Source organism: Neobacillus sp. PS2-9 (genome assembly GCF_030915525.1).
Classification (GTDB): domain Bacteria; phylum Bacillota; class Bacilli; order Bacillales; family Cytobacillaceae; genus Neobacillus.
In genome coordinates, this window is record NZ_CP133269.1 from 2,040,882 (window position 1) to 2,054,400 (window position 13,519).

Annotated in this window: 10 protein-coding genes; 5 read left to right on the plus strand and 5 right to left on the minus strand. The window is 36.0% G+C overall.

Annotated elements, in window-relative coordinates:
* Positions 1–231: 231 nt before the first annotated feature.
* Together RCG25_RS10270 and RCG25_RS10275 are read left to right on the plus strand one after the other, a co-directional pair.
* A complete protein-coding gene (locus RCG25_RS10270) occupies positions 232–1,872 on the plus strand; it encodes an AMP-binding protein (RefSeq protein ID WP_308083570.1) in 1,641 nt (546 codons plus the stop codon).
* A 97-nt stretch (positions 1,873–1,969) separates the two neighbouring features.
* Entirely contained in the window at positions 1,970–2,173 is a 204-nt protein-coding gene (locus tag RCG25_RS10275) for a DUF6501 family protein (protein ID WP_308084150.1), read from the plus strand.
* Between the two features lie 85 nt (positions 2,174–2,258).
* Here the strand turns inward: RCG25_RS10275 and yidC are convergent, their stop codons facing one another.
* A complete protein-coding gene (gene yidC, locus RCG25_RS10280) occupies positions 2,259–3,044 on the minus strand; it encodes a membrane protein insertase YidC (protein WP_308083571.1) in 786 nt (261 codons plus the stop codon).
* 31 nt (positions 3,045–3,075) lie between these two features.
* Positions 3,076–3,366: a hypothetical protein gene (locus RCG25_RS10285; protein ID WP_308083572.1), complete on the minus strand. Its 291-nt coding sequence runs from the start codon at positions 3,364–3,366 to the stop codon at positions 3,076–3,078.
* A gap of 210 nt (positions 3,367–3,576) precedes the next feature.
* Between RCG25_RS10285 and RCG25_RS10290 the strand changes: the two genes are divergently transcribed.
* Positions 3,577–5,154, plus strand: a complete 1,578-nt coding sequence (locus tag RCG25_RS10290; RefSeq protein ID WP_308083573.1) for a Na+/H+ antiporter — start codon at positions 3,577–3,579, stop codon at positions 5,152–5,154.
* A gap of 68 nt (positions 5,155–5,222) precedes the next feature.
* Here RCG25_RS10290 and pflA read toward each other — a convergent pair whose 3' ends face one another.
* From pflA to RCG25_RS10305, 3 genes are all read right to left on the minus strand, one after another.
* Positions 5,223–5,975 (minus strand): pyruvate formate-lyase-activating protein, encoded by a 753-nt coding sequence (pflA, locus tag RCG25_RS10295; protein WP_308083574.1) that lies wholly within the window; start codon positions 5,973–5,975, stop codon positions 5,223–5,225.
* Between the two features lie 69 nt (positions 5,976–6,044).
* Entirely contained in the window at positions 6,045–8,270 is a 2,226-nt protein-coding gene (pflB, locus tag RCG25_RS10300) for a formate C-acetyltransferase (protein ID WP_308083575.1), read from the minus strand.
* Between the two features lie 332 nt (positions 8,271–8,602).
* Positions 8,603–9,055: a cupredoxin domain-containing protein gene (locus RCG25_RS10305; RefSeq protein ID WP_308083576.1), complete on the minus strand. Its 453-nt coding sequence runs from the start codon at positions 9,053–9,055 to the stop codon at positions 8,603–8,605.
* A 264-nt stretch (positions 9,056–9,319) separates the two neighbouring features.
* On the opposite strand from RCG25_RS10305, the gene mprF reads away from it, so the two are divergent.
* Both mprF and RCG25_RS10315 read left to right on the plus strand, forming a co-directional pair.
* Positions 9,320–11,842 carry a bifunctional lysylphosphatidylglycerol flippase/synthetase MprF gene (gene mprF, locus RCG25_RS10310; protein WP_308083577.1) on the plus strand — a complete coding sequence of 841 codons (2,523 nt, stop codon included), beginning with the start codon at positions 9,320–9,322 and terminating at the stop codon, positions 11,840–11,842.
* A gap of 359 nt (positions 11,843–12,201) precedes the next feature.
* Entirely contained in the window at positions 12,202–13,374 is a 1,173-nt protein-coding gene (locus RCG25_RS10315; RefSeq protein WP_308083578.1) for a D-alanyl-D-alanine carboxypeptidase family protein, read from the plus strand.
* Positions 13,375–13,519: the final 145 nt, after the last annotated feature.

A 13,519-nucleotide genomic window follows, 5' to 3' on the forward strand; every position in this document is an offset into this window, starting at 1 on the left:
AAGATAAGAATGCCTCCTTGGAAAGTGGATTGAATATTCAGTTTTTATTATTGTAATGGTTTTCATCCACTTTGAGAACCCTTATTTATCATTTTTTTTAAGGTTCACAAACTTGTAAAAAAGGGAAAATTATATTCTAAAAATATTGAATATTCTCATAAATATGGTAACATACTTTTGAAAGCGTTTTAATTTGTCGCTTGGTTTACTTGTATTGAGGGGGAGGAAAAAATGACAGCTTTATTAAATTGTACTATTGGTAAATTATTAGAAGAAAAAGCAGAATTACATACAGACCATACAGCAGTGATCTATTCAGATCGAAATTTAAGATGGAGCTATCGTGAATTTGACAGTATTTGTAGAAAAGCGGCTAAGGGCTTTATGAAGCTTGGTATAGAAAAAGGGGAACAATTAGCAGCGTGGTCGAGTAACACTCCTGAATGGCTTGTAACCCAATTTGCTACAGGTAAAATGGGGGCTGTTTTGGTTACTGTGAATACCAACTATCGTACAGCTGAACTCGAATATTTATTAAAACAATCTGATTCTACCACCATTCTTTTGATGGATATTTGGAAGGATTCATCTTATATAGATATGATTTACGAAATTGTTCCTGAATTGAAGAACGCAGAACCAGGGAAGGTGAATAGCAGCAGACTTCCTTTTCTAAAGAATGTAATTGTTCTTGGTGATAAGAAGTATCCAGGAACCTTTTCCTGGGAGGATATCATGCTACTAGGTAAAGAGGTCACCGATGAAGAATTAAACCGACGGATGGACTCCCTAGAGCCTGATGATGTGATTAATATGCAGTATACCTCAGGGACAACTGGATTTCCAAAAGGTGTTATGCTCACACATTACAATATCGTCAATAACGGATTTAATATTGCTAATTGCATGAAACTGACTGTTGAAGACAGACTTTGTATCCCTGTTCCATTTTTTCATTGCTTTGGTTGTGTTCTTGGTACGATGGCATGTGTTTCTGTCGGTGCAACAATGGTTCCAGTTCAAGATTTTAATCCAAAAAAAGTGCTTCAAACGGTTCAAGATGAAAAGTGTACCGGTCTCCATGGTGTGCCAACGATGTTTATCGCAGAACTGAATGAGCCAGATTTTGATAATTATGACCTATCAACCTTGCGAACGGGTATTATGGCAGGATCCAACTGTCCGATTGAGGTAATGAAGGCTGTTATAGAGAAAATGGGTGCTAGTGAAATAACGATTGCTTATGGCCAAACAGAGGCTTCACCAGTCATTACCCAAACCAGGACTGACGATCCAATTGAATTACGAGTCGAATCAGTTGGGAAAGCACTTCCAAGGGTTGAGGTGAAAATTGTTGAACCTGGATCAAACAGAGAAGTGGAACGAGGTTTGCAAGGGGAATTATGTACAAGAGGTTACCATGTGATGAAGGGATATTATAAAAATTTAGCAGCGACAAATGATGCAATTGATCAGGATGGATGGTTACATACGGGTGATTTAGCCATTATGGATGAAAATGGGTATTGCAAGGTTACAGGTCGTTTGAAGGATATGATTATCAGAGGAGGAGAAAATATTTATCCTCGTGAAATTGAAGAGTTTCTATATTCCCATCCCAAAATACTCGATATCCAAGTAATAGGTGTTGCAGACGAAGTGTACGGTGAGGAAGTCATGGCATGGATCATACTAAAAGAGGGGGAGAAAGCAACTGCAGAAGAGATTAAGGAATATTGTATGGGTAAGATTTCTAAGCATAAAATCCCTAACTACATTGAGTTTACAGAGTCATTTCCAATGACAGCATCAGGAAAAATTCAAAAATACCGTTTACGAGAGAATGCGAGAAATGTATTGGCAAAGCATTAATTTTTTTCAAGGGTAGATGAATGGATATTGTTGCGTATCAAGGGTTGTATTGATTATACTAATAATTGGACAAAGACGGAAAGGAACGATGGCAACGATGATTCATTTATCTTGGCGTGAGCGGGAAACCGTTAAGAAAGTAAAATGCGTTCATACAGATGCGGAGAAATACCTGGTCAACAATGCACTGACAGCAGGGAAAGTTTATGATGTAAAAAATGAAACAGAAGAATTTTATTATATCATTGACAATACTGGCAAAGTCGGTGGCTTTTACAAGGATTACTTTCAAAATGTATAAATAAATTTTGTTTCCCTAGAAGGGGAAACAGTACGGAAAAAAGATGTCTGGTACTTGTACCAGGCATCTTTTTGTTAACCTTTTATTATTGTTTAACCTGTACTTTAGGTTTTTTGCTTTGATATAGGCTGCGACTAATGTAGGTTTGAACAATTAAAAATGTACCCCCTACAACCCAATAAAGAGGGAGAGCGGCAGGTGCATTAAAAGAGAACATAACAATCATTAATGGAGAAAGCAAGCCCATATATTTCATTTGATCCTGCTGTTGTGTCGGCATGTTGGATTGGGATACTTTAAATTGAAAATAATAAATGATCCCAGCAATAATGGTAATGACTATATCAGGATGTCCAAGACTAAACCATAAAAATTCGTGTGTTTTAATCTCCTCAGAACCTCTAATCGCATAATAGAAGCCAGTTAAAATAGGCATTTGAATGAGAATAGGTAAACAGCCCATATTTAGTGGATTGACACCATGCTTTTGATAAAGGCCCATCATTTCTGCTTGAAGTTCTTGTTTTTTCTTTGGATCTTTTTCGGCCTTCATTTTCTTTTGTATAACATCCATCTCAGGTTTTAGTACATCCATTTTTTCTTTCATACCCATTTGATTCTTATATTGTCTTAACATTAATGGCATTAGGATAAGTCTAATAATTAAGGTTACAAGAATAATCGCTAAGCCGTAATTTCCACCAAAAAAATCTGCTACTGAATGAATAGTAAATGAAAATGGATTCACAAAATAAGTATGGAAAAATCCGTCGTTTTTACCGCTTTGAGCCTGAGCTGAACAAGCAGATAATAGGAATGTTGTAATAGTAAGAATAGAGATAATTATAAGTGAAGAACGTTTTGTTTTCATATTTCCTCCTAATGTGTAAGTAAGTTTTTCTTTATGAATATAGGAAGGAAATAGGTTCTTCAGAATCATCCTTAGAGCATTCTTTTCTACGAATATATTTAACAATTCTATTTAAAATCATATTGCCATTTAAACAGCTTTTTTTTCGGTAAAAAAACAAAGGCTGAATCATTTTTGTGTCGGCAGGATTAGTTTGAGAACTACTAAATGAATATTCAACGCCCCATGCCCATAAAAATTTTAATGTAATACCTACGTATATACTGACGTATAGCGCGTTTAAGGCATGAATATCTGAATGATCGATGAGCAATTGAAACAAAAATAATCACCTCTTTTAAATGCCAATGATATGAGTATAAAGGAGAATAGATAAAGAATCAATTTATTGTTTGGCAAAATACCAGAATATGAAGAGTTTGCTAATGTTTTATCAAACTCAGTTAGAAGGATATTGTTTAAGTTTTTACTTTTAACAAATATTAAGTAGGATTAACTGTACTTTTTTCTAAATAGAGTAAGGTGGTGCAATGTGGAGCATCTAGATTTACATCATATTTTTGTGATGTCTTTATTTCTTGTTATGATAGCTGCGGGTATTACGGCGATTGCCAAGAAGTTTAAGCAACCATACCCTATTGCTTTGGTGATAGTAGGGGCTTTGATCGGTTTAATGAATTTTCCTACGTTAGATCCATTAAAGAACTTTATTACACAAGGAGAAGTATTCCATTTTGTCATTGTCACTTTGTTTTTACCAGCCCTGTTAGGTGAAGCATCGTTAAAACTACCTTTTGACGAGTTGAAGACCAACAAGATACCTATTCTTTCTCTGGCGTTTGGTGGAACATTATTGTCGTTTCTCATTGTTGGTTTCTCGACCTATTATCTTTTGGGGTTAACAATTACAGCAGCCTTTGTATTTGGGGCTTTGATGAGTGCTACAGATCCAGTAAGTGTTTTAAGTATTTTTAAAAGCATCGGTGTTAATAAAAGATTGGCAATAGTCGTAGAAGGTGAAAGCTTATTCAACGATGGAATGGCAGTGGTTCTTTTTCAACTTTCTGCTTTTTATTTATTATCCTATCTAGACTTAGGGTGGGAAGGGTTAGGTCTAGGAGCATGGACTTTTGTGAAAGTCATATTCCTAGGCCTACTAATCGGGGGTGCACTTGGATATGGGTTTTCAATTTTGACAAAGTTCTATGATGATTATCCTCTTGAGATTATTTTCAGTATTATTTTATTTTATGGATCTTATCTTTTAGCAGAAAGTATACATGCTTCTGGAGTCATAGCTGTTGTTGTTGCTGCGATGATTTTTGGAAATTTTGGAGCAAGAATTGGAATGACCCCTACTACCAAATTAAATATCGGGAATTTTTGGGACGTCGCCGCTCTACTAGCGAATTCAATTGTTTTTTTAATGGTAGGACTTGAAATAACAAGAATTGGGATCTTTAATAAATGGGGAACAATTTTTGCAGCAATAGGTATTGTTTTGGTAGCGAGAAGTGTGGCAGTCTATGCAAGTTTAGCATTCATCAAAAATTTTCCTCATTCCTGGAAACATATCATTAATTGGGGGGGACTAAAGGGTTCGTTATCGATTGCACTTGCATTGAGCCTTCCTTACAACTTCAAAGGAAGAGACGAGTTATTAGTATTAACTTTTTTCGTGGTTTTCTTCTCCCTGGTCGTTCAAGGCTTATCAGTTAAAACACTAATCAGATTTCTTGGTGTAAACCCAAAAGTAGAAGCGGCCAGTGAATATGAGTATTTAATAACCAAAATTCATCAATTTGAGGCTGCAATTGAAGAAATTCACAAAGTGAGGAAGAGGCTTTTTATTACAGAATCACTTTCTAATGAGCTTGTTAAGGAGTATGAAGATAAAAAGGGATCCGTTGAAAAGCAAATTCAAAAATTATATCAGGATCATACTGAATTAAAAGAAAATCAAAAGAAATTACTCTTAAGGCAGGCATTGTATGCTGAATACGAAGCAATCAGTGAGTTAACTAAAGATGATGTTATCTCAAATGAAGTAGCAGACAAAGAACATGCCAAAATTATGGATGTACTAGTGAATCTCGACGAAGAACATTAATAACAAAAAGGCTGACACCTTAAAAAATAGGTTCAGCCTTTTATGATAGAATCAGCCTCGTTAAAACGTTATTCTTTCTCTACTGGAGTCCTCCAATGAGCGGTTAGCATCTGATAGGCGTATTCTACTTTAGCCTCTGATGGTGGTACTACATGCTTGAGAGGATATTCAAGTCCAAGAGCTTCCCATTTATAAACCCCAAGTTTATGGTAAGGAAGAATTTCAACCTTCTGAACATTTTCAAGGGTTCCGATGAATTCTCCGAGTTTCTGCAGGTCCTCTTGATCATCTGTAACTGTTGGGACAAGAACGTGTCTCACCCAGATTGGTATTTTTCGATCAGATAAAAATTTCGCAAATTCAAGAATGTGATCATTTGCCATTCCTGTAAGCTGAATATGTTTCTTCCGGTTAATATGCTTCAAGTCTAGAAGAACAAGGTCAGTGTAAAACAAGAGCTCTTCAAGCTGTTCGATGAAAAGCCTAGAATGGGAGAAACAGCCTCCGGAAGAATCTATAGTGGTATGAATCCCTTTCTTTTTGCACTCCTTGAATAATGCAGTAAGGAAAGGGATTTGTAATAAGGGTTCACCACCACTAACAGTAATACCGCCACCTGACGCCTGAATGAAGGGGAGATAACTCATGAGTTCTTCCATTATGTCAGAAACAGTCATTTGCTTACCAGAGCCGATTTCCCAAGTATCTGCGTTATGACAGAATTGGCACCGTAATAAGCAGCCTTGTGTAAAAATCACGTACCTTATTCCAGGTCCGTCAACTGTTCCTAAAGTTTCAATGGAATGTATATTTCCAATCATGATAATATCCCCTTTCATTTATCAGGGAGGCTGACCCATTTGTATTTGAGTCGGCCTCAGTTTGCTTTTTTATAATGACTCATGGAAAGTCCGATTAATAACGTCAAGCTGTTGTTCTTTAGTTAATTTAATAAAGTTTACCGCATAACCAGAAACACGAATGGTTAATTGTGGATACAGCTCAGGATGTTCCATTGCGTCGATTAAAGTTTCTCTATTAAAGACGTTAACGTTTAGATGATGTCCAGATTTAATGGAATAGCCATCTAATATAGAAACAAGGTTGCGAATCTGATTCTCTTCTTCTTTTCCTAGTGCTTTTGGTACAATGGAGAAAGTGTTGGAAATTCCATCCATTGCGTAGCTGTATGGAATTTTTGCAACAGATGATAAAGATGCCAAGGTTCCCTTTGTATCACGACCATGCATTGGATTAGCACCAGGAGCAAAAGGTTCTCCTGCACGGCGTCCATCAGGAGTGTTTCCAGTTTTCTTTCCATAGACCACGTTTGAAGTGATTGTTAAAACAGATAAGGTATGAAGTGAATCGCGATAGGTTGCATGTTTGCGCAATTTCTTCATAAAGGTCTCAACAATTTCAACTGCTATACTATCAACAAGATCATCATTGTTTCCGTATTTAGGAAAATCTCCCTTAATTTCAAAGTCAACTGCAATCCCATTTTCATCACGTATTACTTTCACTTCACCATATTTAATGGCACTTAATGAGTCAGCGACTACACTCAAACCAGCAATTCCAGTTGCCATAGTACGAAGTATTTTTGTATCATGTAAAGCCATTTCAATGCGTTCGTAGCTGTATTTATCATGCATATAGTGGATAACATTTAGGGTATTAATATATAAACCTGCTAACCATTCCATCATTTGGTCAAAGCGTTGCATAACTTCTTTATAGTCCAGTACTTCTGCTGTTATTGGCAAATACTGTGGACCAACTTGAATTTTTAATTTTTCATCTACACCACCGTTAATGGAGTAAAGAAGAGCTTTAGCTAAATTTGCGCGTGCGCCGAAGAATTGCATTTGCTTTCCAATTTCCATCGCGGATACACAGCAGGCAATTCCATAATCATCGCCGTATTCAGGGCGCATGATATCATCGTTTTCATATTGAATGGAGCTAGTTTTAATCGACATCTTTGCACAATATTTTTTAAAGTTTTCAGGTAGCTGCGGAGACCAAAGAACGGTTAAATTTGGCTCTGGAGCTGGTCCTAAGTTATCTAGTGAATGTAGGAAACGGAAAGAGCTTTTTGTTACAAGAGAGCGACCGTCCTGTGCCATTCCTCCGATAGACTCTGTTACCCATGTAGGGTCACCGCTGAATAATTCATTATAATCGGGAGTACGGGCAAATTTCACTAAGCGAAGCTTCATAATAAAGTGATCAACGATTTCTTGTGCATCTTCCTCAGTGATTGTGCCAGCCTGTAAATCTCTTTCGATGTAAATATCTAAAAATGTTGAAACTCGTCCAAGACTCATTGCTGCACCGTTTTGCTCCTTAATAGCTGCAAGGTACCCAAGATATAGCCACTGGAATGCTTCTTGTGCGTTAGCAGCAGGTAGAGAAAGGTCGAAACCATAGCTAGTACCTAATTCCTTTAGTTCATGTAAGGCACGGATTTGCTCTGCAATTTCTTCACGGAGACGCATATTGTCTTCGTTCATTACCTTGCTTATATTTTTTTTATCTAGTTGCTTTTCCTGGATAAGGAAGTCAACACCATATAAAGCTACACGACGATAGTCACCTATAATACGTCCACGCCCGTATGCATCTGGAAGTCCAGTAATAATCGCTGCCTTTCGAGCAAGCATCATTTCATCAGTATAGGCATCGAAAACACCCTGATTGTGAGTTTTACGGTAATCTGTGAAGATTCTTTCGATTTCAGGATTCAATTGATAACCGTATGCTTCACATGCACTTTTAGCCATCCGAATACCGCCGAAGGGCTGTAGAGAACGATTAAATGGTTTGTCAGTTTGTACTCCCACTACTTTTTCGAGGTCTTCATTAAGGTAACCTGGCCCATGTGAAGTAATAGTAGAAACAGTTTCTGTGTCCATATCAAGGACACCCCCGTTTTCACGCTCTTGCTTTGTTAATCCCATTACCTGTTCCCAAAGGTTTATTGTAGCTTCAGTTGCATCTGCTAAAAAAGAATCATTTCCTTCATAAGGCTTATAATTTCTAAGTATAAAATCTCGAACATTAACTTCTTTCGTCCATGTACCTTTATCAAATCCTTGCCATTGTTCCATTATTTTTCACCTCTTCAATTTATAGAAAACATTAAACTGTTTTACTGTTTATATCTTACATTGAGTATAACAGTTTAAAAGTGATTAATGTCACCGGAAAAACAGATAAATGTTAAGATATTGTGAAGTCTGGATTTTCAGGGGTTTTCTGTGTTATTTTTTGAACTTTTTATGAACGGATAAAGATGAAAATGTGAACTGTACTATAAAAAAACAAGAAAAAATAGAATCTGTTATACAGGAAGAATTCAATAATAACAACGTATGTATAGTGTAAATCCATGAAACAGAGCAACGGAAAAAAGAAATAAGCAGGAGATTGTCTCCTGCTTTTAATCTACTACTATATAAGCAATCATTGGTCCATTATGAACTCTGTCCGAATGGATTTCACATATGAGACGATACGTTCCTTCTTTTTTAAACTCTAGTGGGACAATTGTATCTTCTCCTTTTTTTACTTTTCCTTTAATGGCAGTTCCTTCAATATAAAATGGGTGCTCCTCACCGTTGATTCCACTAATAATTAAACGGACCTTTTCCCCTTTTTCTATTAATATTGTGCCAGGATCCCAACGGTATGCCTCTATTTCTTTTCCATCCTTCATTTTTGTTTTGAATTCACCTGTTACCATATGGATTTCTCGGATATTCTTATCTGCTTTTTGATTAAAAACAGTGGTATCGCCTGCTTTTAACATCAACCAAGCAGAAATACTGGCTATTACGGTACCTAACGCTAAAAAAAAGAGCAGGGTCTCTTTCTTAAACACTACAAACTTCATTAATAAACGCCTCCTAAATTTGTCCTATTTAATACTTATGCATAATAGGTTAGAAAACTTGTCTTTTTTTTTTAAACTTTTCATCTTGCTGAAGGCTAGGACAATAGGATGCGTACTATTGAATTACAGAGAAAACGGTTGAACCTAAGAGAAAATGTCTACAATGAAGAATAATAAATCATCTATAACAGAATATATTTCTTTGTTTTTACAGTTGAAAAGTTTATATTTAAGTCAGGAAAAAAATAATAGGTGGTCATATTGTTGGGAATTAAGAAAGAAAAGATAGTTAAAGTAATTAAATTTATCTTTCCGCTATTATTATTAATTTTTGCAATTGTAGAAATGAAAAGGTTTACTGGAGATTTGAATGTCGAACTGCTGAAGAACGAAATCAATCAGTTAAATATATGGGTCTTATTGCTGATTTTAATGATCACATTTATTGCTGTTTTACCTATGTTGCTTTACGACGTTATACTTGTACGGATTTTAAAGTTAAAGGTAGTTAGTAGGGAACTGCTAGAACAATCTTTTATTGCAAATTCATTTTCTAATTTAATAGGATTCGGTGGTCTAGTAGGGGCCATGCTTAGAACATACTTTTTCCATAAACTTGAACAGGATAAACGCAAGCTTCTTGGTGTGATTGCATCAGTTTCACTTTTTTATTTAACAGGTATATCTGTGCTCGCATGGATTGTAACCATTGGCTTTCGTCATTTTCCATTGTTTGTTGATACTAAATGGCTATATTTTGCAGTATTAGGTGTTGGTTTGTACCTACCCATTTTCTTTAGTGTACACATGATAAAGTCCAGGAAGGAGTCAGTGATTACTGCTAAGGTAGGTATAGAACTGGTCATTGTATCGGTCATAGAATGGTTGGCTGTGTTTGTAGCCATTTTACTATTGAGCCGGTTATTAGGGATTCCTGTAGCCACAAAAGATTTGTTTCCGGTCTATATTGTGGCCGCTTGTGCAGGTATTATTAGTATGATTCCCGGGGGATTAGGTTCCTTTGATTTGATATTTCTATGGGGGATGCAGGAGTTACACGTTCCGGATGAAAAGGTACTAGTATTGTTGTTATTTTACCGATTGGGCTATTACTTTGTACCATTTTTTATTAGCCTTGTTTTTTTTGTAAAGCTTTATTGGGAAAGATGGAATCAATCATGGAATCAACTTCCGAAAGCGATTATTCAAGGGTTAAGTCACGTGATATTAACGATGCTGGTTTTTCTATCTGGCTTAATTCTTCTTTTGTCTGCGAGTGTTCCGGGAATTATGTCAAGACTTAAGATTGCTCAGGAGTTATTATCATTCCCAATAATAAATGTATCCCATCAATTATCAGTTGCTGCTGGTTTTTTGTTATTAGGTTTGTCTCGCGGTATTGAATACAGTGTAAAAAGAGCATATGAGTTAACCATGCTTGCATTAATACTTGCTGCTTTATTCTCCATATTTAAAGGGATAGATTACGAAGAAGCTACTTTTTTAATCATAGTAGCGCTTTTACTTAGAATTTCTAAGGGTCAGTTCTACCGTGAAAGTTATGTTTTAACATGGGGGAAAACTATTTTTGATGTTACGGTGATACTAGTAATCACTTCAATGTATATTTTAATCGGTTATTTAAATTTACCAATCTCGAAATTAACCATACCTGATAAATTTCTGCCATATGTAATCTTGGATTATCGTGATTTGTTTACAAGTGCAATTATTGGACTTGTCATTGCAATGATGATTTTATTTACAGGTTATTTAATTAGTTTGCCAAAGAAATGGAAGCTAGAGAAATCAATTGATCATGAAAAGGAAATTTACAATCATTTAAAAAAATATCATGGAAAGGTTTTATCTCATCTTATTTTTTTACATGATAAATATATCTTTTGGAACAGCAAGAAAAATGTGTTAATTCCTTTTCAGAAGTATGCTGACAAATTAGTCATTCTCGGTGATCCTATCGGTGAACAAAGTGAAATTTCTAATGCAATTGAGGAATTTCAAGAAATAGCCGATCTTTATGGTTTTACTCCTGTTTTCTATCAAGTTAGTGATGAAATGCTCCCATATTTACAGGGACATGGCTTTGCGTTTTTTAAACTTGGAGAAGAGGCCTTTGTAGACCTAAAAACATTCTCACTATTTGGTAGCAAGCAGAAAGGGTTAAGAGCATTAAAAAATAAATTTAATCGAGAAAGTTTTGTTTTTGAACTTATTAAGCCACCATACTCTAACGAATTTATTGAAGAATTACGCGAGGTCTCGAATGAGTGGCTTCAAGGTAGAAGAGAGAAAGGTTTTTCTCTAGGTTTTTTTGATGAAGAGTATCTAGATAAAGCACCAATTGCAATAGTTAGAGATGAAGAAAAGAAGATTCTCGGCTTCATGAGTCTTTTGTATGTATACGATAATAAACAAACCATATCTGTAGACCTAATGAGATTTAGACCTAACTCACCTGCTGGAATGATTGATTTTCTCTTTTTATCATTAATTGATTGGGCTAAGGAACAAGGATATGAGAAATTTAATATGGGGATGGCCCCTTTGGCTAATGTCGGTTTATCTCGATTTGCTTTTTTAAGTGAGAAGATTGCTGCGCAATTATTCTTACATGGTCACTTTATTTATCAATTTCAAGGTTTACGACAATTTAAGCAGAAATATACAAATATTTGGGAACCAAAATATCTTGCTTACAGAAGAAAATCTTCATTACCGATTATAATGGCGCAAATAACATTATTAATTTCCAAAAAAAGGGCATAGCTTCAACCGGTTGCAATTACGCAGCCGGTTTTTCTTTTTATTTAGGCTCTGGTTAAACTTGCTTGTTGATTTCCGCTCCAGGCACTTCGCTTTCCGTGGGTGTTTCGGCGAGCCTCCTCGGCGAGCCTCCTCGGCGCATGCGCCTGCGGGGTCTCCCCTGAACCATACTCCCACAGGAGTCTTCGTGCCTTCCGCTCTAATCAACAGGGTGTAAAAATCAACACTGTTCTTAATACAGCCTTTATTTAAAATTATTTGAAATCCTTCCAATTCATAACATTTTCTTGGAAATCTATTTATTTATTCAAATTATCTGTTAAAATCAAATAGGGATTAAATGTAATAGTAAGGGTGTAATAATGAAAAAAATTTATTCGTACCTCATAATGATTGTTTTACTCCTATTTTCCTATCAATCCAATGTCTTTGCAATGGAAACGCAGGAGCAATTGGACTTGAAAAGTGAAGGAGCTGTTTTATTAGATACTGAAACGAATGCTGTTCTCTATGCAAAAAATGCTAATGAAAGAATGTACCCTGCAAGTCTTACAAAAATTGCAACAGCAATCTATGCTATTGATAAAGGGAATTTAGACAGCATTGTTACGGTGAGTGCAAATGCAGTTAGACAGGATGGTACGAGGGTTTATTTAGTTGAAGGGGAACAAGTGCCTTTAAAGAAGCTTATTCAAGGTATGCTAGTTAACTCAGGAAACGATGCAGCTGTCGCGATCGCAGAGTTTTTGGATGGTAGTGTAGAAAAATTTTCTGATAACCTGAATCAATACCTTAAAACAAAAATTGGTGTTACTAATACTCACTTCACTAATCCTAATGGATTGCATAATGAAAATCATTATACAACAGCAATGGACTTGGCATTAATGACAAATTACGCTATGAAAAATTCTATTTTTGCCGAAATTTTCGGGACCAAAGTACTCGATTGGCAGGGGCAATCTTGGAACACAAAAATATTAACCCATCATCGTATGCTTAAGGGAGAGCTGCCGTATCCTGGTATTTCAGGAGGGAAGACCGGGTATACAACCGAAGCAAAACAAACGTTGGCAACGACCGCAGATAATGGAACTTTAAAGTTAACTGCTGTTGTACTTAAATCGAGTTTAAAAAACGATAAATATCATGATACCGCTACATTGTTTGATTACGGTTTTAAAGGATATCAGCATGAAATGCTTAAGCAAGGGGAAATTTTTAAGGTAGATAATAAGGAATTTTACTCTGAAAATGATATTCTGATCACAGAGAACAATAGTGGGAGTGTAAAGAAGATAAATAATGAAGGGCTACTTTCTATTGAGAATAATAATGGTCAGGTGATTCAATCGGTTCAATTAACATTAAAAGAACCTCCTAAGCCCCAAAAAGCACCTGTAGTAAGTAAGAAGGTTAACAAAAAAGAATCACCGCTAATACTTGTTAATACGTTAATTGGTGTACTCATTATTCTGTGTACGGCGACTTTAATTGGAATGCGAAGACGCAAGGTATTTACTAGAAACTATTAAAAATATAGGCTGTGTTAAAGAACAGCGTTGAGTTTTAAACCCTGTTGATTGGAGCGGAAGGCACGAAGACTCCTGTGGGAGTACGGGTCAGGGGAGACCCCGCAGGCGCTTGCGCCGAGGAGGCTCGCCGAAAAGCCCACGAACC